We start from the raw sequence: 25,971 nt of genomic DNA, 5'->3' as shown, positions 1-25,971 counted from the left end.
GTGTCACGCGGTGCCGGGCGGGTGTGAGGGGAGCGGCGTGCGGTCCGGATTGTCGGTGGTCCGTGGCAGGATCGGGGGCGTGGCTGAGACGGCATCGAAGAAGACGGCAGACAACCGACCGCGCCTGCTCCTGATGGACGGGCACTCCCTGGCGTACCGGGCGTTCTTTGCGCTGCCTGCGGAGAATTTCACGACGGGGGCGGGGCAGCCGACGAACGCGGTGTACGGCTTCGCGTCGATGCTGGCGAACACGTTGCGTGACGAGGCGCCCACGCACTTCGCGGTGGCCTTCGATGTGTCGCGCAAGACGTGGCGTTCGCAGGAGTTCCCGGAGTACAAGGCGAACCGTTCGAAGACACCGGACGAGTTCAAGGGGCAGGTCGAGCTGATCGGCGAACTGCTGGACGCGATGCGTGCCGACCGTTTCGCCGTCGACGGTTTCGAGGCGGACGACGTGATCGCCACGCTGGCGACGCAGGCGGAGGCGGCCGGGTTCGAGGTGCTGATCGTCACCGGGGACCGGGACTCGTTCCAGCTGATCACGGAGAACGTGACGGTGCTGTACCCGACGAAGGGCGTCTCGGAGCTGACGCGGTTCACTCCGGAGAAGGTCGAGGAGAAGTACGGGCTGACGCCGCAGCAGTACCCGGACTTCGCGGCGCTGCGCGGGGATCCGTCGGACAACCTGCCGGGGATTCCGGGTGTCGGTGAGAAGACGGCCGCGAAGTGGATCAACCAGTTCGGTTCGTTCGACGATCTTGTCGCGCGGGCCGACGAGGTCAAGGGCAAGGCGGGGCAGAATTTCCGCGACCATCTGGAATCGGTGAAGCTGAACCGGCGGCTGACCGAGATGGTCCGTGATGTGGAGCTGGCGAAGACTCCGCAGGATCTGGAGCGTGCCCCGTACGACCGCTCGGCGGTGACGGGTGTGCTGGACGTGCTGGAGATCCGTAATCCGAGCCTGCGGGAGCGGCTGCTGGCCGTGGACCCGGGGGCTGCGGAGGACGAGGCTCCGGCGCCGGCCGCCGGCGTCGAGCTCGACGGCGCGGTGCTGGGGGCGGGTGAGCTCGCGCCGTGGCTGGAGCAGCACGGCGGGCAGCCGCTGGGCGTCGTCACGGTCGACGCGTGGGCGCTGGGCGCCGGCAGTGTCACGGAGGTCGCGCTGGCCGCGGGCGACGGGCCGGCGGCATGGTTCGATCCGTCCCGGCTCGACGAGGCGGACGAGCGGGCGTTCGCCGCATGGATCGCGGATGCCGGACGGCCGAAGGTGATGCACAACGCGAAGAGCGCGATGCGGGTGTTCCCTGAGCACGGCTGGCAGGTCGACGGGGTCACGATGGACACGGCGCTGGCCGCGTACCTGGTCAAGCCGGGCCGGCGTTCCTTCGCGCTGGACGCGTTGTCGGTGGAGTACCTGGGCCGGGAGTTGGCGCCCGCGGCGGCTTCGGACGGGCAGCTGGCGTTCGGCGCGGACGATCAGGCGGAGGCCGAGGCGCTGATGTCGCAGGCCCGTGCGGTCCTGGACCTCGGGGAGGCGTTCACCACGCGGCTGAAGGAGGTCGGCGCCGCCGGACTGCTCCACGACATGGAGCTGCCGACGTCCGCGCTGCTGGCCCGTCTGGAGCGGCACGGCATCGCGGCCGACCGGGAGCATCTGGAAGGCATGGAGCAGCAGTTCGCGGGCGCCGTGCAGCAGGCGGTGAAGGAGGCGCACGGGGCGGTGGGCCGCGAGTTCAACCTGGGCTCGCCCAAGCAGCTCCAGGAGGTCCTCTTCGGTGAGCTGGGCCTGCCGAAGACGAAGAAGACGAAGACCGGTTACACGACGGACGCGGACGCGTTGGCGTGGCTGGCCGCGCAGACGGAGCACGAGCTGCCGGTCGTCATGCTGCGCCACCGTGAGCAGGCGAAGCTGCGGGTCACGGTCGAGGGCCTGGTCAAGACGATCGCGGCGGACGGCCGGATCCACACCACGTTCAACCAGACGGTGGCGGCGACCGGTCGGCTGTCGTCGACGGATCCGAACCTGCAGAACATCCCGGTCCGCACCGACGAGGGCCGGGCGATCCGGCGCGGCTTCGTCGTCGGCGACGGGTTCGAGACGCTGATGACGGCCGACTACAGCCAGATCGAACTACGGGTGATGGCGCACCTGTCGGAGGACGCGGGCCTGATCGAGGCGTTCACGTCCGGTGAGGACCTGCACACCACCGTCGCCTCGCAGGTCTTCGGCGTCGAGAAGTCCGCCGTCGACGCGGAGATGCGCCGCAAGATCAAGGCCATGAGCTACGGACTGGCTTACGGGCTCTCCGCGTTCGGTCTCTCGCAGCAGCTGAACATCGAAGCGGGCGAGGCACGCGGCCTGATGGACACGTACTTCGAGCGGTTCGGCGGCGTCCGCGACTATCTGCAGCGAGTGGTCGAGGAAGCCCGGGCCACCGGTTACACGGAGACGGTGTTCGGGCGCCGCCGCTACCTGCCGGATCTGAACAGTGACAACCGGCAGCGCCGCGAGACGGCCGAGCGGATGGCGCTCAACGCTCCGATCCAGGGCACCGCGGCGGACATCGTGAAGGTGGCGATGCTCCAGGTGGACCGCGCGCTGACCGAGGCGAAGCTGAAGTCGCGGATGCTGCTCCAGGTCCACGACGAAATCGTGCTGGAGATCGCCGAGGGCGAGCGCAAGCAGGTCGAGGAGATTCTGCGCCACGAGATGTCGACGGCGGTGCGGCTGCGTGCTCCGCTGGACGTCTCGGTCGGTGTCGGTACGGACTGGGAGTCCGCGGCGCACTGACGCGACCCGGGTCCGGCGCGGGCGCCGTGCTCAGTCGCCGGACGGGCTCGTCACGAGGTCCGTCCGGTGGCCGGGCCCGGCAGCAGGCGGCTGGTCGCGCCTGCGCTGCCGGAGCCGTACCCACGTCCCGTACAGCACCAGGCCCACCGCGAGTCCTGCCCCGGCGCCGAAACAGGCGGTGGGGACGATGTCCAGCGGTGTGTCGATGTGCCCGAAGTACGCGTACCAGCGGGCGCACCGGTGGACGGCGCCGAGCAGGACGCACAGGCCCAGCAGGGCGCCTGCGCACCACCGCGACCGGCGGTCCAGGACCGGTACGGACGCGGGGACGGGCCGAGCCCCGGCCCGCCGCAGCCCCGACACGGTGAACCCGGCGAGTACGGTCAGCGCCACTGCCGAACTGCCGTACTGCACATACTGGAACACCGGGATTCCGCCGACGTTCTCGCCCAGCACCGGTACCAGCCGGACTCCCCACCGGTCGTGATGGGTGAACGCGTCCCACACCACATGTGTGCCCGCCCCGACGACCGCGGACAGGACGAACCGCAGCCCGTCGCGCACCTCCCGGGGGACCGGTCGCTCTCCGCGTACGAAGGTGTGCACGCGTCCTTGCCAGGACAACGGCAGCAGCGCCACCAGAGGCTCCCGCAGCATCACCCACAGCGCCACCGCCGCCGTGGTGATCAGTACGTCCACGGTGAACACACCCCACACCGCGTGGGTGACCTCACCGAACTCCATCGCGCCGGGGATCGCGCTGTCCGCGTAGTACGTCAGGTCGGGGGCGAACGAACCGGCGACGAGCACCGAGGCGAGCAACGGGCCGCGCGCGGTGCCGTTCCGGCGGATCGCGGGCAGGACGGCGGCTGCGTGGCTGAGGGTGAACGGCATGACCGCAAGTATGGGTGAGGCCCTCGGCGTACTTCCGGTGCACGGGCGACACCTGCCGTACAACTTGCGGTCCGGAACGTGAAATAGAGGTGAGAAACGGTCAGGTGCCAGTGTTCGTGTCCGGCAAGTTGCCGTAGGGTCGCCTGAGTCCTCGCGCTGGGGAGCGCGGACAGTCGTCGATGGGGAGGGACCAGACGTATGGCAGCGCAATTCGGCCGCCGGCTGCGCCGAGGGGCGACCACCACCGCGGTGGCCGCAGTTGCTGTGGCGGCGCTCGCCGCCTCGCAGGGTCCCGGTGCGGTGCTCGCTTCCAACGGAAGCGGTGGTGAGCCGACCGCCGGATCCTCACCGTCCGACGACGGTGCGCCCACCGGTAACTCGCCGTACTACTACACGGACCTGCCGCCGCTGAACACCCCCAACAAGCCCGGTTCGTCCACGAATCTTCCGGTCACCGGCAGTGCGGAGTCCGGCATACCGGCGTCCGTCCTCGCCGCGTACAAGAAGGCCGAGCAGTCCCTCGCGGACACCGACGCGGCCTGCCGTCTGCCGTGGCAGCTCCTCGCCGCGATCGGGAAGGTCGAGTCCGGCCAGGCCCGCGGCGGCCGGGTCGACGCGAACGGAACCACGTTCTCCCCGATCCTCGGCCCGGTCCTCGACGGCCGGGGCTTCGCGATGATCAAGGACACCGACAACGGGGCGTACGACGGGGATCCGACGAACGACCGTGCCGTGGGCCCGATGCAGTTCATCCCGTCGACCTGGGAGACCTGGGGTCAGGACGGCAACGACGACGGCCGCAAGGACCCCAACAACATCTACGACGCGGCGCTCGCCGCCGGGCGTTACCTCTGCGCCGGTTCGCGTGACCTGGCGGTGGCGGCCGACCTCGACCGGGCGGTCCTCAGCTACAACCACTCGAACGAATACCTGCGCACGGTCCGCTCCTGGTTCGAGTACTACCGGCGCGGTACGCACGAGGTACCCGACGGCACCGGCGCGGTTCCGCCGGACCTCGGCGGCAGCACGCACTCGGACCCGGACCCCGGGCCCTCGACGTCGCCTTCCCCGAACCCGGAGGGGAGCACGGAGCCGGACCCGAAGCCCTCGAAGCCGGGCGGCGGTTCGTCGACCCCGACGCCCACTCCCACGCCCACGCCGGGGCCGTCCCGGACTCTCGGCGTGGTGGAGAACGCGGGCACCGGCAAGCTGACCGCGACCGCGGGCGGCGCGTTCTCCGAGCGGATCAAGGCGCGGGCGAAGAACGTCCTGGGCGGAGCGCTGGCCAAGGTGTCCGTGACCTTCACCGTCACCGGTGACACGGACGCCCGATTCGAGGGCGGGAAGAGCACGGTCACCCTGCTCACCGGGGCCGACGGCACGGTCACCGCGCCGGTGCTGCAGGCGGGCGAGAAGACGGGCGGCTTCACGGTCCGGGCGAGCGCCACCGGCCGTTCGCTGCCGGCCGTCCCGTACACCGCGACCGTCACCGCCCGGCAGGCGGACGCGATCGTCAGGACCGACGACAAGGCGCTGACCGCCGCCCCGGGCGAGCAGTTCGCCGACACCGTCGTGGTCAAGGCCACCTACAAGGACGCGGTCGCGTCCGGCGTCGCCGTCACCGCCGCGATGATCACCGACGGGGACGCGCCGGCCGAGAACGACAAGGGCCCGTACTTCAAGGACGCGGACGGCGCGACGGTCCGCACCCTGACCGGTCTGAGGACCGGCGCCGACGGCACCCTGGAACTCCCCCGGCTCTACGCCGACGACACCGCGGGTACGTTCAAGCTCCGCCTGACCACCGAGGGCGGCGCCACGGTCGTCATCGAGCTCACGGTCGAGGCCCCGGCGGCCCCCGCCGCCTGACCCGCGCAGCACCTCGACGCCGAGCAGCCCCTGTGCCACCACCCGGCACAGGGGCTGCCGCTCGTCCTCCGCCCGGGGTCGACTCCGCGTTTCGACAAGGGCGGTGACGGACCGTCAGGTATTTACTCCGAGGGGGAGCCGGAACCGGCGCGCGCCCGTCCCGGATCCGGCGCCTACTCCCGCCTGAGCCGCGCCGAGGTGTAGCGGGTCGCCTCCACCGTCGTCGGGTCCTCCGGCCACGGATGCTTCGGGTAGCGGCCGCGCAGCTCCGCCCGCACCGCCCGGTAGCCGTCCCGCCAGAACGACGCCAGGTCCGCGGTGACCGCCGCCGGGCGCCCGGCGGGGGAGAGCAGGTGCACGAGGACCGGCACCCCGGCCACCTCCGGTGTCTCGGTGAGCCCGAACAGTTCCTGGAGCTTCACCGCGAGCACGGGCTGGGCCCCGCCGTACTCCACCCTGACCCGGGAGCCGCTCGGCACCTCGATCCGCTCCGGTGCGAGCTCGTCCAGCCGGGCGGCCTCGCCCGTCGCCCACGGCAGCAGGCGGCGCAGCGCCTGTCCGGCGTCGATCCGCGCCAGGTCGGAGCGGCGCCGGGCGCGGGACAGTTCGGGCTCCAGCCACTCCTCGGTACGCGACAGCAACGCGCCGTCCGACACGTCGGGCCACGGGGCGCCCAGCTCCCGGTGGAGAAAGGCGAGCCGCTCGCGCAACTGCCCGGTGTCCCGGGTCCACCGCAGCAGCCCGGTGCCCTCGCGTCGCAGACCGTCCACGAGTGCCGCCCGTACCAGCGCGGGCTCCGGCTGCTTCAGCGCCCGTACCGACAGTTCGACGGCGCCCAGCCGTTCCACGGTACGGGCCACCACGTCCTGGCCGTCCCACCGGACCTCCTCGCCCGCGAACCGCAGGTGCCCGGCGGCCAGCGCGGCGGTGTCCTCGTCGATGACGGCGGCGAGCCGGACCCGCGCGGACGCCGCGTGCGCCGGACGGTCGGCGACCGCGACGGCCAGCCACGGCGCGCTGCGCAACCGCGATCCGTCCCGCAGCTCGGCCCCCGTCCCCGACACCATCAGGAACGTCCCCTCGCCCCGGGCCCGGGCCACACGCTCCGGGAACGCCAGCGCCGCGACCAGGCCGGCCGCCGCGTCGTCCGAACCGGAGCCCCGGCCCGCGACGTCCGCGTCGTCGAGGGACGACGAGAGCCGCCGCACCTCCTGCCGCCAGCGCCCCGCATAGCCGTCGCCGCCCCGTCGGGCCGTGCGCAACGCGGCCGCGAGGTCGTCCCCGTACTCCCGCGGCGGTTCCTCGCTCAGCAGTGCCACCACCTCCGCCGCCCGGCGCCCGCCCACCTCGGCCGCGCCGTCCAGCAGGGCGCGGGCGAGCCGCGGATGCAGGCCGAGCCGGGACATCCGCACGCCCCGGCCCGTCACCCGGCCGTCCGCGTCCACCGCGCCGATCGCCGTCAGCACCTCGCGGGCCGCGCCCATCGCGCCGGCGGGCGGCGGGTCGAGCAGAGCCAGCCCCGACGCGTCCGGATCGCCCCAGCACGCGGCCTGCAGGGCGAACGCCGCAAGATCGGCGACCTTGATCTCCGGCGAGGGGAACCGGGCGAGCCGCCCGTCCTCGGCCTGGCCCCAGCAGCGGTACACCGCCCCCGGTGCCTGACGTCCCGCCCGGCCCGCCCGCTGCCGGCCCGCCGCCTGCGAGGCCCGTACGGTGGTCAGCGCACTCAGCCCGCGGGCGTGATCGGTGCGCGGCTCCCTGGCCAGGCCCGAGTCGACGACGATCCGCACCCCGGGCACCGTCAGCGACGACTCCGCGACGGAGGTCGCCAGCACCACCCGGCGCCCCTCGGACGAGCCCGCCAGCACCGCGTCCTGCACCGCCGCCGGGGCCCGCCCGTGCACCTGCAGCACCTCCGCCGCCACCCCCGTCAGCTGCCCCGCCACCCGGCCGATCTCCCCGACGCCGGGCAGGAAGCACAGCACGTCGCCCTCCCGCTCGGCGAGCGCCCGGCGCACCACCGAGGCGACATGGGTCAGCAGCGCCGGATCGACGCGCATCCCGTGCGGTGGCGCGACCGGCCGGGCCGGTGGCGCCCACACCACCTCGACCGGGTGCGACTCACCCTCCGCCTCGATCACGGGCGCGCCGCCGAGCAGCGCCGCCCAGCCCTCCGCGTCCGTCGTCGCCGATGCGGCGACCAGCCGCAGGTCGGGCCGGATCGCCTCCCGTACATCAAGGAGGAACGCGGCGACGGTGTCCGCGTCGAGATGCCGTTCGTGGCACTCGTCGATGATCACCACGTCGACCCCGGCGAGCTCCTGGTCCCGCTGGAGCCGTTGCAGGAGCACACCGGTGGTCACCACCTCCACCACGGTGCCGCGCCCCACGGAACGCTCCCCGCGCACGGTGAATCCGACACGCTGACCGGTCCGCTCACCGAGGAGCCACGCCATGCGCCGCGCCGCAGCCCGGGCCGCGATCCGGCGCGGCTCCGCGACCACCACCCGGCGGGCCGGGCCGTTGCCCACCAGTCCGGCGAGGGCCAGCGGGACCAGCGTCGTCTTGCCGGTGCCCGGCGGTGCGCAGAGCACCGCGACACCCCGGTCGTCGAGTGCCTCCTTGAGTGCGGGCACGGCGGTGCGGACGGGCAGCCGGTCGAGGGCGTCGGTACGGATCACGCCCCCAGTCTCGTACGCCGGGCGCCCCGGGCCCTACGGCAGGCTCCCGGTCCGGCGCCGCGGGCTCTCAGTCCCGCGCGCAGACGAAGATCGCCGTCCCCGGGATCAGGTTTCCGCGCAGCGGGGACCAGCCGCCCCACTCCTGGACGTTCCAGGCCGGCCACTCCGGTTCGACGAGGTCGACGAGACGGAAACCGGCGGCCACCACGTCGCGCACCCGGTCGCCGAGCGTCCGGTGGTGCTCGACGTACACGGCGTCGCCCCGCTCGTCCTGCTCGACGTACGGCGTGCGGTCGAAGTAGGAGGCGGCGACCGACAGTCCCTCGGGCCCGGGCTCGTCCGGGAACGCCCAGCGGATCGGGTGCGTCACGGAGAAGACCCAGCGGCCGCCGGGGCGCAGCACCCGGTGCACCTCGCGGAAGACCTGCACGGGGTCGGCGACGAACGGCACCGCCCCGTAGGCGGAGCAGGCCAGGTCGAAGCTGCCGTCCCGGAACGGCAGGACTCCGGCGTCCGCCTCCACCAGCGGCACCTCGTCGCCGATCCGCAGCGCGTGCTGGAGCTGCCGGTGGGAGAGGTCGAGGGCGACCGGTCGGGCTCCGCGGGCGGCCAGCCAGCGTGAGCACTGCGCCGCGCCCGCGCCGATCTCCAGGATGTCCAGGCCGCTCAGCGAAGCGGCGGGGCCCAGCAGGCCGGCCTCCGCCTCGTCGAGGCCCTCGGGGCCCCAGACGAAACGGTCGTCGCCGAGGAACGCGCCGTGGTCGCTCTGGTACTCGTCGGCGTTCCGGTCCCACCAGCCGCGACTGGCCCGGCTGCTCTCCGCCTCCCCGGCGCTGCGGCGGGTCGCTTCCGGTTCGGCGCTGTAGATGTCTTGGCTCATCGTGTCCGTCGTTGTAGTTTGCCTTCACCCCGCCGCACGCGCGGTACGTACCTGGTGGGGACCTGTGAGTACGGAACCGTACGCACGCGACACGGCCGGGACCTGCGTGGCCTCGGAGAACATGAATTGTGCCGGTTATGGGGCCTTCTGTCCCCCGTGTGCGCCTTCGCGCATTGACCATGCCCGGCTGCCCCCGTATGCTACAAGTTGCGCTGCGAGCCTGCGCGCCTCAGACCTAGCAGGCCGCGCTCGCATCTGTTGCATGTCCCCTCGGTTAACGAGGCGCCTCCCCTTGCCGGGTCGGGTGCTTCCCAGGCTGTCCGGCTTCTGCAGAGGCGATAGGGGCTTTCGGCGTAGCAGTACCTACGACTCACTGTCCGTACCGGAGCCCTTTCCCACATGACGAGCAGCACCGAGACCACCGCCACCACTCCGCAGGTTGCGGTCAACGACATCGGCGACGCGGACGCGTTCCTCGCGGCGATCGACGAGACGATCAAGTACTTCAACGACGGCGACATCGTTGACGGTGTCATCGTCAAGGTTGACCGGGACGAGGTTCTCCTCGACATCGGTTACAAGACCGAAGGTGTCATCCCGAGCCGCGAGCTCTCGATCAAGCACGACGTCGACCCGAACGAGGTCGTCAAGGTCGGCGACGAGATCGAGGCCCTGGTTCTCCAGAAGGAGGACAAGGAAGGCCGCCTGATCCTCTCGAAGAAGCGCGCTCAGTACGAGCGTGCCTGGGGCACCATCGAGAAGATCAAGGAAGAAGACGGCATCGTCACCGGTACCGTCATCGAGGTCGTCAAGGGTGGTCTCATCCTCGACATCGGCCTCCGTGGCTTCCTCCCGGCGTCGCTCGTCGAGATGCGTCGTGTCCGCGACCTCCAGCCCTACGTGGGCAAGGAGCTCGAGGCCAAGATCATCGAGCTGGACAAGAACCGCAACAACGTGGTCCTGTCCCGCCGTGCCTGGCTCGAGCAGACCCAGAGCGAGGTCCGCCAGACCTTCCTCACGACCCTGCAGAAGGGCCAGGTCCGCTCCGGCGTCGTCTCCTCGATCGTCAACTTCGGTGCGTTCGTGGACCTCGGCGGCGTCGACGGTCTCGTGCACGTCTCCGAGCTGTCCTGGAAGCACATCGACCACCCCTCCGAGGTTGTCGAGGTCGGCCAGGAAGTCACCGTCGAGGTCCTCGACGTCGACATGGACCGCGAGCGCGTCTCGCTGTCCCTCAAGGCGACGCAGGAAGACCCGTGGCAGCAGTTCGCCCGTACGCACCAGATCGGGCAGGTCGTTCCCGGTAAGGTCACGAAGCTCGTTCCGTTCGGTGCGTTCGTGCGCGTCGACGAGGGCATCGAGGGTCTGGTCCACATCTCCGAGCTGGCCGAGCGCCACGTGGAGATCCCGGAGCAGGTCGTCCAGGTCAACGACGAGATCTTCGTCAAGGTCATCGACATCGACCTCGAGCGTCGTCGCATCAGCCTCTCGCTGAAGCAGGCCAACGAGTCGTTCGGTGCCGACCCGGCCTCGGTCGAGTTCGACCCGACCCTGTACGGCATGGCCGCGTCCTACGACGACCAGGGCAACTACATCTACCCCGAGGGCTTCGACCCCGAGACCAACGACTGGCTCGAGGGCTACGAGACCCAGCGCGAGGTGTGGGAGACGCAGTACGCCGAGGCGCAGCAGCGCTTCGAGCAGCACCAGGCCCAGGTCATCAAGTCCCGCGAGGCCGACGAGGCTGCTGCTGCCGAGGGCGCTGCCGCCCCGGCCGGTGGCACCCCGGCTGCCTCGGGCGGCAGCGGTGGCGGCTCGTACTCCTCGGAGTCCGCGGACAACTCCGGCGCCCTGGCGTCGGACGAGGCCCTGGCTGCCCTGCGCGAGAAGCTGGCGGGCGGCCAGAGCTGACGCTCTGACCCTCCGGCCGGTCATCGGCTGCAGTAGCTGACAGCGTGAGGCCCGCTCCCTTCGGGGAGCGGGCCTCACGTGTGTCCGGGGCCGGAGTTACGGCGTGACGGTGATGTTGGTCAGGCCCTTGCCGCCGGTGACCGTGTTGCTGCTGTAGACGGTGGCCGGGCAGCTCGCGCCGTAGTTGGTGATGTTGAAGGCGATCTGCTTGTCGCCGGTGGAGCCCGACAGGTCCGAGTGGTTGTCACGGAAGACGGTGCCGCAGCCCCAGCCGCTCTGCTGGGTGTGGGTCTCGTATCCGTTGTTGGTCGTACGGGAGCCGGTGTTGCCCTCGACCAGGACGTCATTGCCCTTCACGTCGACCCAGGAGTCGTCGTAGTTGGCGCCCGTCAGCCCACTGCCGTCGAAGGTGTTGCCGATGATCTTCGCCCCGGTGGTGCCTTCCTTGATGTCGACGTTCTCGCCCCCGACGCCCGGCCCGATCGTGTTGTTCAGGATCTGCACCTGGTCGCTCCGGTCGGTGAGATCACCGGCTGTGCCGACGTAGACGCCCTCACCCATGCCGCGGCCGTCGTGCCCGGTGTCGTAGATCCGTGAGTTCTTGATGACGCCGTCGGCGCTGGACTTGCGGAAGTGCACGCCCTCCATGTCCAGGTCGTGCACGGTCACCGAGTCGATGACGACACCCTCGGCGGTGTCGGCCATGATCCCCTTCTGGCCGCCGGTGACGGTGACGCCCTGGACGGTCCAGTACGAGGCGCCGTTGAGGTGGAGCCCGTATCCGCCGCTTGCGGTGAGCACCGCAGCGGCCGAGCCGGTCAGGGTGATGCGGGCGGCGGCGGTGCCGGGGACGGTGGCCTTGAAGTTGCCGGTGTACGTGCCGTCGGCGAGCCGGATCGTGTCGCCCGGAGCCGCGGCGGCCAGAGCCGCCTTGAGCTGGGCGGCAGTGCTCACCTCGACGACGGTGGTGGCTGCGGCGCCGGCGGTGGCGGCGGAGGTGAGTGCGAGGCCGCCGGTGGCGAGCAACGAGGTCAGCAGGGCGGGGAGCAGCGTGCGGGTGCGCATGGGGGGCCTTCCCGTCGAAGATGCAAGACGTTCTTGTACATGAATGTGGGGTGCATGTCTGAACGCGCTGCCCAGTGACGCTAGGGACGGGGCGTGGGACTGTCAAGGTCTGGACCATTGTTCGTCGATGTCCGCGTGCCGGTGAACGGAGAGAAACATGCGGGATACACGAGTAACTGACGGGCCGTAACAAGCGCTTGCCAGGATCCGGACTACCTCAAGATCCGAAGGGGAGCCGGGACATGACACACGCTTCACACAACTCGCCCGCGGCAACCGGCGCGAGCCGCCGCAGCTTTCTGCGCCAGGTCGGGATGACCGGTGGGGCCGGCGCGATGTTCGCGACCATGGGGGCCCTCGGCCTTGCGCCCACCGCCGAGGCCGCACAGCGCGAGCCGGCCTTCCGTGCCCCCAGCAAGGGCGACTTCACGCTGAAGGGCAGGGCCGCGGCCAAGGTCGTCGTCGTCGGCGGCGGCATCGCCGGTCTGGCCGCCGCGTACGAGCTGGGCAAGGCGGGCTACGACTGTACGATCCTGGAGGCCCGGGGCCGTACGGGCGGACGTAACTTCACCGTACGCAACGGGGACACCACCACCGACCTGAACGGCAACACGCAGACCGCCCGGTTCAGCGAGGGCCAGTACATGAACTGCGGCCCCGGCCGGATCCCGCAGTGGATGGTCACCCTCGACTACTGCCGCGAACTCGGTGTCCCCATCGAGGTGTTCACCAACGTGAACGCCAACGCCTATATCTTCAACGAGAAGGCGGGCATGAAGGCGCCGGTGCGCTACCGCACCGCCAAGGCCGACGTGTACGGCTACGTCGCCGAACTCCTCTCCAAGGCCAGTGACAAGGGCGCCCTCGACCGGCAGATCACCGCGGACGACCAGGAGCGGCTGCTGGAGTTCCTCAAGGACTTCGGCGACATCGGCGACACGCTCGACTACACGGGCAGCCCCCGGCGCGGCTACCGCGTCGACCCGGCCGCCGCCGGAACCCCGGGTGAGGAACTCGGCTCCGTACCCACCGCATCCGAGGTCTTCGCCAGCGGAGTCGGACGGTACTTCTCCTTCGAATTCGAGTACGACCAGGCCATGCTGATGTTCCAGCCGGTCGGCGGCATGGACCGGATACCCGCGGCGCTCACCCGGGCGATAGGCGAGCGCAGGATCCGTACCGGCGCTGCCGTCACCGGGATCACCGACACGGCCCACGGCGTCACCGTCACCTACACCCAGTCGGGCCGCACCCGCAGCATCGAGGCCGACTACTGCATCGCCGCGCTGCCGCCCAACATTCTGGCCAAGACGCCCCACAACCTCGGCCCGGCCGTCCAGAGCGCCCTGGAGGCGTGCAAGCCGTCGTCGGCCGGCAAGATCGGGCTGGAATACCGGAGCCGCTGGTGGGAGAGCGACCACCGGATCTACGGCGGCATCACCGAGACGGACATGGACCTGTCCCACATCTGGTACCCGTCCTACGGCCACCAGGGCGAGCGCGGCACCATCATCGGGTACTACAACACCGGCTCCAACGCCGACGCGTACGCCGCTCTCACCCCGCGGGAGAGAGAGGCGCGGGCCGTCGCCCAGGGCGTGAAGATCCACGGCGACAAGTACCGCACGGAACTCGCCACATCGTTCTCCCACCACTGGCGGCAGACCCCCTACCTGGAGGCCTCCTGGCACTCCCTGTCGGGAGGCCCCGACGCCCCGGTCTTCGCGCCGCTCAACCGGCCCGCCGGACACGTCTACTTCGCCGGCGACTACCTGAGCTACGCGGACGCCTGGCAGCACGGCGCGTTCACCTCGGCCCGGAAGACGGTCGGCGCACTGCACGCGCGGGTTCTGGCGTAACCACCCCGGCGAAGGGGCACAGGCTGGGAATGCCTGTGCCCCGGCGGGCGTTCTTCTCATGGAATACGAGGAGGAGCGGTAACCGTGCCTGATCCGCAGAGTTTGTACGAATGGGAGCCGAAGGGCCTGGCCGTCGTCGACATGGCGCTCGCCCAGGAGTCGGCCGGCCTGGTCATGCTCTACCACTTCGAGGGGTACATCGACGCGGGTGAGACCGGCGAGCAGATCGTGGACGGTCTGCTCGAAACGCTGCCGCACCAGGTCGTCGCCCGCTTCGACCACGACCGGCTCGTCGACTACCGCGCACGGCGCCCACTGCTCACCTTCCGGCGCGACCGCTGGTCGGCGTACGAGACCCCGACGCTGGACGTCCGGGTGGTCCAGGACGCCACCGGTGCGCCCTTCCTGCTGCTGTCCGGGCCCGAGCCGGACGTGGAGTGGGAGAGGTTCGCCGCCGCGGTCGAGCAGATCGTCGAACGGCTGGGCGTGCGTCTGGCCGTCAACTTCCACGGCATCCCGATGGGCGTCCCGCACACCCGCCCGGTCGGCATCACCCCGCACGGCAACCGCACGGACCTGATGCCCGGCCACCGCAGCCCCTTCGACGAGGCACAGGTTCCCGGATCCGCCGAGGCGCTGGTCGAGTACCGGCTGATGGAGGCCGGGCACGACGTGCTCGGCGTCGCCGCCCATGTCCCGCACTACGTCGCCCGCTCCGCCTACCCGGACGCGGCGCTCACCGCGCTGGAGTCGATCACCGCGGCCACCGGCCTGGTCCTGCCGGCCATCGCGCACTCCCTGCGGACGGAGGCGCACCGCACGCAGACCGAGATCGACCGCCAGATCGACCAGGGCGACGAGGAACTCGTCTCGCTCGTCGAGGGGCTGGAGCACCAGTACGACGCGATGGCGGGCTCCGAGACGCGCGGCAACCTGGTCGCGGAACCAGTGGACCTGCCGTCCGCCGACGAGATCGGCCTCGAATTCGAGCGGTTCCTCGCCGAGCGCGAGGGCGAGGGCTGACCGCCGCAGGCGCGTCGTGAGGCGGCCGGACCGGGGGCGGGCGGCCTTCCCGTTCGGTTCGTGCCGGGCGCGCATGCCCCGCACCGTGCCTCGCGGCCCGGTGCCTCGGGCCGCCGTGGCTTCCTCCTCCGGCGGTGCACGGCACCGGACCACGCCCCCCGGCCCGGCCGGTCCCGAACGAAAGGCCCTAGGCTGCCGCCCATGCTGAAAGTGGGCCTGACCGGCGGAATCGGTGCCGGCAAGAGTGAAGTGTCGCGGCTGCTCGTCTCGTACGGAGCCGTGCTGATCGACGCCGACCGGATCGCACGCGAGGTCGTCGAGCCCGGGACCCCCGGACTCGCGGCCGTCGTCGACGCCTTCGGTACCGGCATCCTCACCGCCGACGGAACCCTGGACCGGCCGAAGCTCGGCTCGATCGTCTTCTCCGACGCCGGCCGGCTCGCCACGCTCAACGCCATCGTCCACCCGCTGGTCGGCGCCCGGTCCGCCGAACTGGAGCGGGCCGCGGGCCCCGACTCCGTCGTCGTCCACGACGTCCCCCTCCTCACCGAGAACCAACTCGCCCCGCTCTACGACGTGGTCGTCGTCGTGGACGCCGCCCCCACGACCCAGCTGGACCGGCTCGTACGGCTGCGCGGCATGACGGAGTCCGAGGCCCGTGCCCGGATGGCCGCGCAGGCCACCCGTGAGCAGCGGCGCGCCGTGGCCGACCTGACCGTCGACAACGACGGACCGCTGGAGGCGCTGGAGCCCCAGGTGCGCAAGGTCTGGGCGGAACTGGTGCAGCGGGCGGCCGCCACGTCCGGACGGGACTGACGCCGGACCCGCAGCGGGCCGATATCCGGCCGGAATACCGTTACCCGGCCGGATGTTGGAAACGCGGTAGCGAAGGGAAGGATGCGATCGTGCCCGAGAGGACCCCGGAAACCCATGTCATCGACTTCCGCGCGGCCGAACACCTGCTGGCCGCACGCGATCCGCGTGGCGCGGTCAAGCTGCTGGACTCGGTGATCGCAGCTCATCCGGAGAACACGGCGGCCCGGCTGCTGCGTGCCCGCGCCTTCTTCGCCGCCGCCCAACTGCGCCCCGCCGAGCTCGAATTCGAACTCGTCCTGGAGCGCGAACCGGACAACGCGTTCGCGCACTTCGCCCTGGCCCGTACGTTCCAGCGCTCCGGCCGCTCGGAACAGGCCGTGCGCCACTTCCGGCTGGCCGCCGCACTCGACCCGAACCCGGAGTATCTGCGGGCGGCCCGGTTCGACCCGCAGAGCTGACGCCGCGGCTGCGCCCCGGCGCCCCGGCGGCATGGGCCGCCACCACGCACACGGACGGCATCGGGGCCCCGGGGCGGTTCGACGATCCGGTCCATACGGACGTGGGCCCGTCCGGACGGTCAGTGCCCGTACCGGCCGCGTCCGCCGTGGTCGGGTTCGTACGGGGGGACACCGCGGCCCGGCTGGTAGTGCGGGCCCTGGTGGATGTGGTGGACGATCACCACCAGATCCACCAGGGTCAGCAGAAGCAGCAGACCGCAGGCCGCTGCCCAGCCCGGACGGTCGACCAGGCTGAAGGCGGTCAGGCCGAACAGCGCCCAGGCCGTCCCCCATAGACTCAGGCAGAGCCGCAGCCGCAGGGGGCTGCGCGCAGTCGTCGGTTCATTGCCGGTACGCATGGTGATCGCCTCTCCTACCAGGATGGACCCGCGACAGCGGTTTTGAGGCACACCGACGACAGATTGTGGGGGACCGTCCGTGAACAGCACACCATGGGGGGACAGGGCCGCCCGCAGGGCGCGGGTCCGCGGAGCGCTGCTGGGCGGTGCGATCGGGGACGCGCTGGGCAACCCGGTGGAGTTCCTCTCGCTCGCCGGTATCCGCCGGGCCTACGGGGAACAGGGCGTCCAGGGACTCGTCGCGGACGCCGAAGGCGCCGTCGGCCGGGTCACCGACGACACACAGATGACCCTGTTCACCGCCGAAGGGCTGATCAGGGCGCACTCCCGGGCGGGGTCGGAGGGTGTGGGCGGCGTCGAGACCGCCGCCGTGCGCAACGCCTACCTGCGCTGGCTCGACACCCAGAACCACCTTGCCCCGCCTCCCCGCGGCGGGAACGACCCCGTACGGACCGGGTGGCTGCGGCAGCAGCGCTTCCTCTACGCGCGCCGGGCCCCCGGCAACGCCTGCCTGACCGGACTCACGGCCGACCACATCCCGGCCCCGACCGGGCCGCTCGGCCGGCCCGGGCCGGTCAACACCGGATCGAAGGGGTGCGGCACGGTGATGCGGTCCGCGCCCTTCGGCCTGACCGGCGAGGGAGCGGCGGCGGGTTTCGCGCTGGCTGCCCGATGTGCCCAGATCACCCATGGGCACCCCACCGGTGCGTTCGCGGCCGGAGCCCTCGCCGCGGTCGTCGCCCATCTGCTGGAGGGTGACTCGACGGCGGGCGCCGTGCTGCGCGCCATGGAGCTGCTCGCCCGGCACCCGGGGCACGAGGAGACGACGGCGGCCCTGCGCGCCGCGGTCGACCTTGCCGCGCAGGGTGCGCCGACCGCCGAGAAGGTGGAGTCGCTGGGCGCGGGCTGGGTGGCCGAGGAGGCCCTCGCCATCGCCGTGTACTGCGCCCTGGTACTGCCAGGAGCCGACGAGGTGGCGGAGTCGCTGCTGCTCTCGGTCAACCACTCGGGCGACAGCGACTCCACCGGCGCCGTCTGCGGCAATCTGCTCGGCGCCCGCCACGGTGACGTGCACCTCCCCTCGTCCTGGCTGGTGCTGACCGAGGGCCGGGCGGTGATCGCCGAAGTCGCCGACGACCTGTGCCTCGAGTTCGAGCGGGCGGTCGCCTGGCCCGAGGGGCGCTATCCGGTCTGCTGAGCGGGCGCCGGCCGCCGGGAGGCTCGGCGGCCGGACCGGTTCGGGCGGATGCGATGAGTTCCGGGCGCCGGACGGGTCTTTCCCTGCGTACGCAACACAGCGATGCTTCCCTGGGAGATCCCGATGACCGAGACCACGACGACCGGGCGGACGACGGACGGCAAGGCGACCGTGAACAGCGCACGCGGCCGGGGCGCGGTCGCCCTGACCGTCGCACGGGTCGCGCTCGCCCTGTTCTTCGGCTTCAGCGCGTCCGCCAAACTGATCGCCCACGAAAGTGCCGTCGAGGCCTTCGACCGGATGGGCTGGAGCCACGGCGCGATGTACGTCATCGGCGTCCTGGAGATGCTGGGCGCCATCGCCCTGCTGGTGCCGCTGCTGGCCGGGGTGGCGGCGATGGCATTCGTCGGTCTGCTGGCCGGAGCATCCGTCGTCCAGCTGACGCTCCTCGACCCGATCGACGCGATCATGCCGGCGCTGCTGATCGTGCTGGCCGTCCTGATCGCCCGCGACCGGCGGGACAGAACGGCGCAGCTGGTCGCACTCGTCCGCGGGCGCGCCTAGGGGTCCTCGTCCGGATCATGTGGGCTCGCGGGGGACTTACGAGGGCTTCGCCGCCGCGGCCCGGTACCGGACGGCATCCCCCACGGGACGGTGTCCGGTACCGGGCCGCGCGGCTGGTCGCCCGTCGCGGTCAGTGGACGGTGCTGAAGCTGCGCCAGGGGAGGGCGCTCGCCGCGTTGACATCGGTGAGGGTGGTCGCGAGATACGTCGTCCCCGGGCCGGTGCAGTCCCTCGTCCGGTACAGGATGATGTCGATCAGGGTTCCGTTGTTCACTTCCTTGGCGCCCGCCGGAAGCAGGTGGCAGCCCTTCACCGAGGGACTGTTCACCATGATCACGGCGTCCCGCTGGGTGACATAGGTGACCGGCCCGACCGCGCTGCGGCCGAGGCCGGAACAGCCGGCGACGGTGAGGGTCAGGAGCGCGGTCCCGGCTGCGATGCCGAGACGGCGGCGTCGGTGGTCGATCACGGGCATGGGGCGAGTCCTCGTCTGTCGCGTCCGGCTCATCCGTACGTACGGTGCTGACGCTGGTCACCCTGCCCTCTCCCGATCGGTGCGGCATCCGGTGCGCGGCCTGCCGGGTGACCGTTGTGCGAGTCGGGGTTCGACCGCTGTTCGTAACGGGCATAACGTGGTAATAGCGGCATGAATCAGGCTTTTCCGGCTGGCAGGGGGCCGTCATGGTCCAGGAACTGGTGATCGCGGCGGTGGCCGCCGCGTCCGTGGGCACGCTGTACGCGGCGGCCGCCGCGCGGGTCGTCAAACAGTACGAACGGGGAGTCGTGCTGAGGCTCGGCAGGCTCCGCCGCGACGTACGCGGACCCGGATTCACCATGGTGCTGCCCGGTATCGAGCGGCTGCGCAAGGTCAACATGCAGATCGTGACGATGCCGGTGCCCGCGCAGGACGGCATCACCAGGGACAACGTCACCGTGCGGGTGGACGCCGTCATCTACTTCAAGGTGGTCGACGCCGCGAGCGCGGTCGTGGAGGTGGAGGACTACCGGTTCGCGGTGTCGCAGATGGCACAGACGTCCCTGCGGTCGATCATCGGCAAGAGCGACCTCGACGATCTGCTGTCCAACCGGGAGAAGCTGAACCAGGGGCTGGAACTCATGATCGACAGCCCGGCGGTGGGGTGGGGTGTCCAGATCGACCGGGTGGAGATCAAGGACGTGTCACTGCCGGAGACGATGAAACGCTCCATGGCGCGCCAGGCCGAGGCCGACCGGGAGCGCCGCGCACGGGTCATCAACGCGGACGCGGAACTCCAGGCGTCGAAGAAGCTGGCCGAAGCGGCGCGCGAGATGTCCACCCAGCCTGCGGCGCTGCAACTGCGACTGCTGCAGACCGTGGTCGCGGTCGCGGCGGAGAAGAACTCCACGTTGGTGCTGCCGTTCCCGGTGGAGCTGCTCCGCTTCCTGGAGCGGGCACAGCAGCCCGCACAACCGCAGCAGCCCGCACAACTGCAGCAGTCCGCGCAGCCGCAACAAGATGCGCAGCAACAGGACGCACAGCAGCAGTCCGCGCAGCAGCCGGAGCCTGGGCCGCAGCAGCCGGGGCCGCCCGTGGCGTCTGCTCCCGCGCCTGCGCCCGCAGCCGCGCCTGCGCCGGCCGCAGCCTCCGCCCCGGTGGTTTCCGGACCCGCGCGGGTCGCCCGTCCGAAGCCGTTCGCCAGGCACTGACCTGCGCGAACACCGGCCCGGGACCGGCTGTCAGACCCCCCGCCTAGACTCGCAGGGACAGTGAGGCCTCAGCGGGGCCGAGGGAGAGGGCCGAGCGCGGGACGGGAGGGGAGCGATGACTTCGGCAGGGCGAGTGCAGCAGGAAGCACAGGATGTGGCCACCGCCGGCTTCCTGCGGTGCGCCGCGGTCTTCCTGCCCGCAGCGGTGCCGAGGGACGGGCGTGTCGCCTTCTGGAGCCCGGACGGCGGACCGCTCCCGGAGTCCGGGGCGGCCGAGACGTCCGAGCTCACGGTCGTGCGACGTCACGGAGGGCAGGGTGAGGTCGGCCGGTGTACCGTGCCCGCCGTTCTGCTGCCCGTCGCCGAGGCGGTGCCGCTGCTGGCCCGCGCCCGGCTCCAGCGGTCCGCCCACCCCGCCGTCCGCTGCTGGGGCGCGGCCGCACTCCATGCGCTCAACCTGGTGGCACGCGGCCGGCTGGTCCCCGGTCTCACGGCCGGGGACCACGACGCCTGGCGGGCCGGTCCGCGCGACGCCGAGGACGTCGCCCACCTGCGCGCTGTCGCCGCCGCGATGCCGCCGGAGGCCTACGCCGTCCCGCTCCCTGACCACACACCGCTGCGGCTTCCGGACCCCGAGGCACTGATCGTCGCGTTCCTCGACGCGGTCGCCGACACCCTGCCCCGGACGCCCGCGGCGGCGTTTGCGATGGGTGCCCCCTTCGCCGCCCGCGAGGCCCAGCATCTGCCCCGGGCCCGTGACTGGGCCGCCGAGGTCGCGGCCGGTCTGGACGCGGGGGTACGGGTGTCGCTCCGTCTCGACCTGTCGGCGTACGAACTCTTCGACACCGCCGACACCTACGACTCCGCGGACACCCCGGACGACGGCGAGACCGGCGAGGGGGCCACAGCCGGCGACGCCCCCGGCCATGCCGCCGACGTCCACCGTGGCGCCGCCCGGCACGCCGCGGCGGCGATCACACAGGTGCACAGCCTGGCGGACCCGACGTACGTCGTCGACGCCGCCGCACTGTGGAACGGCGGCGCAGGCGACGCCTTCGGGCCGCGGGCCAGGATCGACGCCGTGCTCGCACTCCGCCGCGCCGCCCGCGTCTGGACACCGCTGGAACGGCTGCTGGACCAGCCCGTGCCCGACGTGCTCGCCCTCACCGAGGACGAGCTGTACGAGCTGCTCGGCGACGCCGGAGCGAGACTGGCGGCGGCAGGAGTGAGCGTCCACTGGCCGCGCGAGCTCGTCCGGTCCCTGACCGCCGCAGCCGTCGTGCGGCCCGCGCCGGGCTCGGCCACCGACGGCACCTCGTTCTTCGACGCCGAGCAGCTCTTCGCCTTCGACTGGCAGCTGTCCCTGGGGGACGAACAGCTCACCGAGCGGGAGATGGACATCCTCGCCGAGGCCCACCGGCCGGTCGTACGCCTGCGGGACCAGTGGGTCGTCGTCGATCCCGCGCTCGTACGCAAGGCGCGCAAGCGGGAGCTGGGGCTGCTCGACCCGGTGGATGCTCTCGCCGTCGCGCTGACCGGCAGCGCGGAGGTCGACGGCGAGCAGGTCGAGGCGGTACCGGCCGGCGCCCTCGCCGAGCTCCGTGCCCGTATCCTCGCGGACGACACGGCCGTCGCGCCCCCGCCCGGGCTGGACGCCACGCTCCGCGACTACCAACTGCGCGGCCTGGCCTGGCTGGACCGGATGACATCGCTGGGCCTCGGCGGCTGTCTCGCCGACGACATGGGACTCGGCAAGACCATCACCGTCATCGCCCTGCACCTGCACCGCGCACACTCCGCACCCACGCTGGTGGTCTGCCCCGCCTCCCTCCTCGGCAACTGGCACCGGGAGATCAACCGTTTCGCCCCCGGAGTCCCCGTGCGCCGCTTCCACGGCGCCGACCGCACGCTCGACGACCCGGACGGCGGCTTCGTCCTCACCACCTACGGCACGATGCGGTCCAGCGCCGTCGAACTCGCCGGACACTCCTGGGGACTTGTCGTCGCCGACGAGGCACAGCACGTGAAGAACCCGCACTCCTCGACGGCGAAGGCGCTGCGCACCATCCCGGCCCCGGCCAGGATCGCCCTCACCGGCACGCCCGTGGAGAACAACCTCTCCGAGCTCTGGGCGCTGCTCGACTGGACCACCCCGGGACTGCTGGGCCCGCTCAAGGCGTTCCGCGCCCGGCACGCCCGGACCGTCGAGAACACCGGCACCGCGGCAGGGCTCGGGAACGACGAAGCGGTCGAGCGGCTCTCCCGGCTGGTCCGGCCGTTCCTCCTGCGGCGCAAGAAGTCCGACCCGGGCATCGCCCCGGAGCTTCCGCCCAAGACGGAGACCGACCACCCGGTCTTCCTCACCCGCGAACAGGCCACGCTCTACGAGGCGGCGGTGCGCGAGACCATGGCGTTCATCGAAGCGTCGGAAGGCATCGCCCGCCGTGGCCTGATCATGAAACTGCTCGCCTCACTCAAGCAGATCTGCAACCACCCCGCGCAGTATCTGAAGGAGGAACCGACCCGGCTCGTCGGCCGCTCGGGCAAGCTCGCCCTCCTCGACGAACTGCTCGACACGATCCTCGCCGAGGACGGCTCCGTACTGATCTTCACGCAGTACGTGACGATGGCCCGGATCCTCTCCGCCCATCTCGCCGCACGCGCCGTCCCCACCCAACTCCTGCACGGCGGTACGCCGGTGGCCGAACGGGAACGGATGGTGGACCGCTTCCAGTCCGGCGAGGTACCCGTCTTCCTGCTCTCCCTGAAGGCGGCGGGCACGGGACTCAACCTCACCCGCGCCGCCCACGTCATCCACTACGACCGCTGGTGGAACCCCGCGGTCGAGGAACAGGCCACGGACCGCGCGTACCGCATCGGCCAGACGCAGCCCGTCCAGGTGCACCGGCTGATCGCGGAAGGCACCGTCGAGGACCGGATCGGCGAGATGCTGGCGGCCAAGCAGGCCCTGGCCGACGCGGTCCTCGGGACCGGGGAGACAGCCCTGACCGAACTCAGCGACCGGGACCTCGCCGATCTCGTCTCGCTCCGGAGGCCGTCATGAGCCCCCGTTCCCAGTCCGCCTCCCTCGTCCGGGCCCGCCCGGGCCCCGACGATCTGCGGCGTACGTTCGAGGCGGTGCCGCCCCGCACCTCCGACGGCGACGCACCGTTCGCGGACAGTTGGTGGGGCCGCTCCTGGGTGGCCGCGCTGGAGTCCCTGTCGATGGACGAGGGACGCCTCGCCCGCGGACGTACGTACGCCGACAGCGGTCATGTCGCCGCGATCACCGTCACTCCCGGACGGGTCGTCGCCTACGTCCACGGCAGTCGGCCCCGCCCCTACCGCGCCGAACTCCACCTGCGGACCCTCACCGACACCGGCTGGGACGCCTTCCTCGACGCGGTGGCCGCCACGCCCGGCCATCTCGCCGCGCTGCTCGCCAAGGAGATGCCGCACACCCTCGTCGACACGGCGGCCGAGGCCGGTGCCGGACTGCTGCCCGCCGCCGGCGACCTCGACCCCAGCTGTTCCTGTCCCGACCGGGGCTGGCCCTGCAAGCATGTCGCCGCTCTCTGCTACCAGATGGCCCGTCTGCTCGACGCCGACCCGTTCGTCCTGTTGCTGCTGCGCGGCCGGGGAGAGCGCGAACTCGTCGAGGAGCTGGGCCGGCGCAACGCCGCGCACTCCGCCCGGGAGCGTCCCTCGGCCCCCGCCGCACCGTCGGTACCGGCGCGCGAGGCATTCGCCGACCGTTACCTCCCGCCGCTGCCCGCTCCGCTCCCGGAGCCCGCGTATCCCGGCCAGCCGCCTTCCTACCCGGAGCTGCCGGGCGCCCGTGACCCGCTCGCTCTCGACCACCTCGCCACCGGCGCGGCGGAGCGGGCGCACGCCCTCCTCACCACCGGCCGCGACCCGCTCGCCGGACTCGGCCCCTGGCAGGACGCCGTCCGGCTGGCCGCCGCCCGCCCCACGGCCGGCCTGACCGCGACCACCAGGGCCCTGTACCGCGAGCTCGCGTACGCCACCGGCCGCACCACCACCGACCTGGCCCGTGCCGTCGCCGCCTGGCGGCAGGGCGGCGCCGACGGGCTGGCGGTCCTGGAAACACCCTGGGACCCCCCGGCCGGTCCCTTCGACCGGGCCCGCCCCGCGCTCGCCGCCGCCGACTTCCCCCGCTTCCAGCCGTGGCGCAACCACCTCACCCACCCCGGGGGCACGCTCCAGGTCCGCTTCGGCCAGGACGGCCGCTGGTACGGCTACGAATCCGACCGGGGCAAGGACGACTGGTGGCCGCGCGCGATGCCGGACACCGACCCCGTGGGCGTGCTCATGGTGCTCCTCGGCCGATGACCACCGGCTCCGGCCGGCCGCACGGGCACACGGCACGTACGGCAGCCGGACCGGACGGCCGGGTGGAGCACCGTCAGAACTCTGCGGTGGTCCGCTCTTCGAGGCGGGCCACCGAGTCCTGGGCGTACGCCTTCTCGTACGCGTCGCGGATCCGCTCGATCTGCGGATCCCGCATGCGTGCCTCGGCCGCCGGATAGAGCAGGATCAGCTCGTAGCTGCGCTCCCGCTCGATCACGCCGTGGGAGTCCCGCCACTGGCCCCGGCCGTCCTGGATGGTCAGGCCTTTCGGGAAGCGAGGGGTGACCTCCTCGTCGACGAAGGCCAGGAACTGCCGGTCGGTCACATCGGGTCCGCCGTCGGGGCGTTCGGTGCCGAAGAACAGCCGGGTCTCGATGTAGGACTTGCCACGGGCGGCCGCGCCCGCCGCCGCGGACCGTGAGGCGGAGGGTGAGTCGCTGCCGAGCGTGGCGTACGCGACGGGGGTTCCCGCGGCCAGCGCGGCGAGGGCGGCGGCCGCTGCGGTGAGCGCTGTGTGCTTCAGGCCGGGCCGGCCGGCCGCACGGGGGAGAAGAGGCAAGGGAGTGGCCTTCGTCCGGAGGGGGTGGGTACGTGGTACGCGGTCACTGTGACAAGCGGCCCCGTCCAGGCCGCGGCAGGACATGGGCATGCCGCGGAAACCACCCGTACCGGTGAGGGCAGGGGGGTGTGCGGGAGGAGCGGCGGCGTCCGGACCCCTTCCGCCGAAAACCCTTCGTTCCGGCCCGGTCGGCGGTGCTACGTTCCCCCACGTGGCGAAACTCAATCAGATCATCGCAGTGGAGAAGGGCGTCAAGTCCAAGGCCCACCAGGACCTTACGGCGGCACATCACGGCCTCCAGAAGGCCGGTCTGCTCGCCGGGATCTCCCGGACCTACCAGCCGAAGGACGAAGAGGGCGAGCACCTTCCGCCCGAGTCGACGCTGGTGCAGATCAAGGCCGAGGACGTGCTCCGGAACACCGCGGCGACACTGACCCGGCTCTTCGACGTGACCGCCACGAAGGACTGGGCGAACTGCGCGGCCCGCGCGGACGTGAAGGTCGACGGACGGGTGCTGGTGGCCGACGTGCCGGTGTCCTACCTGCTCTTCCTGGAGAAGCAGCTGACGGACATCAACACGTTCGTGCGCAAGCTGCCGGTGCTCGACGCCGCCGAGGCGTGGACCCAGGATCCGTCGACGGACTCCTGGAAGACCGAGCCGGTCCGTACGCTCCGGACGAAGAAGGTGCCCCGCAACCATGTGAAGGCGGAGGCCACCGAGAAGCACCCGGCGCAGGTCGAGGTGTACTACGAGGACGTCCCGATCGGCTACTGGACGACCGTGAAGTTCTCCGGGGCTCTGCCCGCGCGGCGCATCAACGAACTCCTGGACCGGGTGGAGAAGCTCCAGCAGGCCGTGAAGTTCGCCCGCGAGGAGGCCAACGGCGTCGACGTCACCGACCAGCGGGTGGGTGATGCGGTATTCGGTTACCTCTTCGGGTGACCGAC

The 25,971-nt window shown here is 71.7% G+C and carries 20 protein-coding genes; 13 read left to right on the top strand and 7 right to left on the bottom strand.

The window, feature by feature from the left end; translation table 11 throughout:
* The first annotated feature begins 79 nt into the window (after positions 1-79).
* On the top strand, positions 80-2,791 hold the full coding sequence (gene polA, locus ACFVXE_RS03760) for a DNA polymerase I (RefSeq protein WP_389668851.1): 2,712 nt from the start codon (positions 80-82) through the stop codon (positions 2,789-2,791).
* Positions 2,792-2,821: 30 nt separating this feature from the next.
* Here polA and ACFVXE_RS03755 read toward each other — a convergent pair whose 3' ends face one another.
* Positions 2,822-3,685, bottom strand: a complete 864-nt coding sequence (locus ACFVXE_RS03755; RefSeq protein ID WP_389668849.1) for a DUF4184 family protein — start codon at positions 3,683-3,685, stop codon at positions 2,822-2,824.
* 198 nt (positions 3,686-3,883) lie between these two features.
* On the opposite strand from ACFVXE_RS03755, the gene ACFVXE_RS03750 reads away from it, so the two are divergent.
* Positions 3,884-5,554 (top strand): lytic murein transglycosylase, encoded by a 1,671-nt coding sequence (locus tag ACFVXE_RS03750; RefSeq protein WP_389668847.1) that lies wholly within the window; start codon positions 3,884-3,886, stop codon positions 5,552-5,554.
* 173 nt (positions 5,555-5,727) lie between these two features.
* Here the strand turns inward: ACFVXE_RS03750 and hrpB are convergent, their stop codons facing one another.
* On the bottom strand, positions 5,728-8,235 hold the full coding sequence (gene hrpB, locus ACFVXE_RS03745) for an ATP-dependent helicase HrpB (protein ID WP_389668845.1): 2,508 nt from the start codon (positions 8,233-8,235) through the stop codon (positions 5,728-5,730).
* Between the two features lie 67 nt (positions 8,236-8,302).
* Positions 8,303-9,115 carry a class I SAM-dependent methyltransferase gene (locus tag ACFVXE_RS03740; RefSeq protein ID WP_389668843.1) on the bottom strand — a complete coding sequence of 271 codons (813 nt, stop codon included), beginning with the start codon at positions 9,113-9,115 and terminating at the stop codon, positions 8,303-8,305.
* A 399-nt stretch (positions 9,116-9,514) separates the two neighbouring features.
* Here ACFVXE_RS03740 and rpsA point away from each other — a divergent pair, with 399 nt between their 5' ends.
* Positions 9,515-11,026: a 30S ribosomal protein S1 gene (gene rpsA, locus ACFVXE_RS03735; protein WP_389668841.1), complete on the top strand. Its 1,512-nt coding sequence runs from the start codon at positions 9,515-9,517 to the stop codon at positions 11,024-11,026.
* 96 nt (positions 11,027-11,122) lie between these two features.
* Here the strand turns inward: rpsA and ACFVXE_RS03730 are convergent, their stop codons facing one another.
* Positions 11,123-12,091 carry a right-handed parallel beta-helix repeat-containing protein gene (locus ACFVXE_RS03730; protein WP_389668839.1) on the bottom strand — a complete coding sequence of 323 codons (969 nt, stop codon included), beginning with the start codon at positions 12,089-12,091 and terminating at the stop codon, positions 11,123-11,125.
* Positions 12,092-12,426: 335 nt separating this feature from the next.
* Between ACFVXE_RS03730 and ACFVXE_RS03725 the strand changes: the two genes are divergently transcribed.
* The 4 genes from ACFVXE_RS03725 (at position 12,427) to ACFVXE_RS03710 (ending at position 16,247) form a co-directional block, all read left to right on the top strand.
* A complete protein-coding gene (locus ACFVXE_RS03725) occupies positions 12,427-13,950 on the top strand; it encodes a flavin monoamine oxidase family protein (protein ID WP_389668906.1) in 1,524 nt (507 codons plus the stop codon).
* An 84-nt stretch (positions 13,951-14,034) separates the two neighbouring features.
* Positions 14,035-14,973 carry a PAC2 family protein gene (locus ACFVXE_RS03720; protein WP_389668837.1) on the top strand — a complete coding sequence of 313 codons (939 nt, stop codon included), beginning with the start codon at positions 14,035-14,037 and terminating at the stop codon, positions 14,971-14,973.
* 201 nt (positions 14,974-15,174) lie between these two features.
* On the top strand, positions 15,175-15,789 hold the full coding sequence (coaE, locus tag ACFVXE_RS03715; RefSeq protein WP_389668835.1) for a dephospho-CoA kinase: 615 nt from the start codon (positions 15,175-15,177) through the stop codon (positions 15,787-15,789).
* A gap of 89 nt (positions 15,790-15,878) precedes the next feature.
* Complete coding sequence (locus ACFVXE_RS03710) at positions 15,879-16,247, top strand: tetratricopeptide repeat protein (protein ID WP_389668833.1); 369 nt, start codon at positions 15,879-15,881, stop codon at positions 16,245-16,247.
* A 119-nt stretch (positions 16,248-16,366) separates the two neighbouring features.
* On the opposite strand, the gene ACFVXE_RS03705 is transcribed toward ACFVXE_RS03710, so the two are convergent.
* Positions 16,367-16,669 (bottom strand): DUF6343 family protein, encoded by a 303-nt coding sequence (locus ACFVXE_RS03705; protein ID WP_389668904.1) that lies wholly within the window; start codon positions 16,667-16,669, stop codon positions 16,367-16,369.
* A 55-nt stretch (positions 16,670-16,724) separates the two neighbouring features.
* On the opposite strand from ACFVXE_RS03705, the gene ACFVXE_RS03700 reads away from it, so the two are divergent.
* Positions 16,725-17,843 (top strand): ADP-ribosylglycohydrolase family protein, encoded by a 1,119-nt coding sequence (locus tag ACFVXE_RS03700; protein ID WP_389668831.1) that lies wholly within the window; start codon positions 16,725-16,727, stop codon positions 17,841-17,843.
* A 123-nt stretch (positions 17,844-17,966) separates the two neighbouring features.
* Complete coding sequence (locus ACFVXE_RS03695) at positions 17,967-18,407, top strand: DoxX family protein (protein ID WP_389668829.1); 441 nt, start codon at positions 17,967-17,969, stop codon at positions 18,405-18,407.
* A 130-nt stretch (positions 18,408-18,537) separates the two neighbouring features.
* Here the strand turns inward: ACFVXE_RS03695 and ACFVXE_RS03690 are convergent, their stop codons facing one another.
* Positions 18,538-18,882, bottom strand: coding sequence for a hypothetical protein (locus tag ACFVXE_RS03690; RefSeq protein ID WP_389668827.1), 345 nt, complete (start codon positions 18,880-18,882; stop codon positions 18,538-18,540).
* A gap of 206 nt (positions 18,883-19,088) precedes the next feature.
* Here ACFVXE_RS03690 and ACFVXE_RS03685 point away from each other — a divergent pair, with 206 nt between their 5' ends.
* The 3 genes from ACFVXE_RS03685 to ACFVXE_RS03675 all read left to right on the top strand — a co-directional run bounded on the left by ACFVXE_RS03685 (position 19,089) and on the right by ACFVXE_RS03675 (position 24,446).
* Entirely contained in the window at positions 19,089-20,093 is a 1,005-nt protein-coding gene (locus ACFVXE_RS03685; protein WP_389668825.1) for a slipin family protein, read from the top strand.
* Positions 20,094-20,208: 115 nt separating this feature from the next.
* A complete protein-coding gene (locus tag ACFVXE_RS03680; protein WP_389668821.1) occupies positions 20,209-23,157 on the top strand; it encodes a DEAD/DEAH box helicase in 2,949 nt (982 codons plus the stop codon).
* The gene (locus ACFVXE_RS03675; protein ID WP_389668819.1) at positions 23,154-24,446 is read left to right on the top strand and encodes an SWIM zinc finger family protein; all 1,293 of its coding nucleotides are present in this window, start codon (positions 23,154-23,156) and stop codon (positions 24,444-24,446) included. The genes ACFVXE_RS03680 and ACFVXE_RS03675 overlap by 4 nt, the downstream gene beginning before the upstream one ends.
* 73 nt (positions 24,447-24,519) lie before the next feature.
* Here the strand turns inward: ACFVXE_RS03675 and ACFVXE_RS03670 are convergent, their stop codons facing one another.
* Complete coding sequence (locus tag ACFVXE_RS03670) at positions 24,520-25,023, bottom strand: DUF3574 domain-containing protein (protein WP_389668817.1); 504 nt, start codon at positions 25,021-25,023, stop codon at positions 24,520-24,522.
* 211 nt (positions 25,024-25,234) lie between these two features.
* On the opposite strand from ACFVXE_RS03670, the gene ACFVXE_RS03665 reads away from it, so the two are divergent.
* Positions 25,235-25,966, top strand: coding sequence for a hypothetical protein (locus ACFVXE_RS03665; RefSeq protein ID WP_389668815.1), 732 nt, complete (start codon positions 25,235-25,237; stop codon positions 25,964-25,966).
* Positions 25,967-25,971: the final 5 nt, after the last annotated feature.

Origin of the sequence: Streptomyces sp. NPDC058231, from assembly GCF_042882275.1 — a bacterium.
Classification (GTDB): domain Bacteria; phylum Actinomycetota; class Actinomycetes; order Streptomycetales; family Streptomycetaceae; genus Streptomyces.
This window is presented reverse-complemented; position numbering and strand designations above follow the sequence as displayed.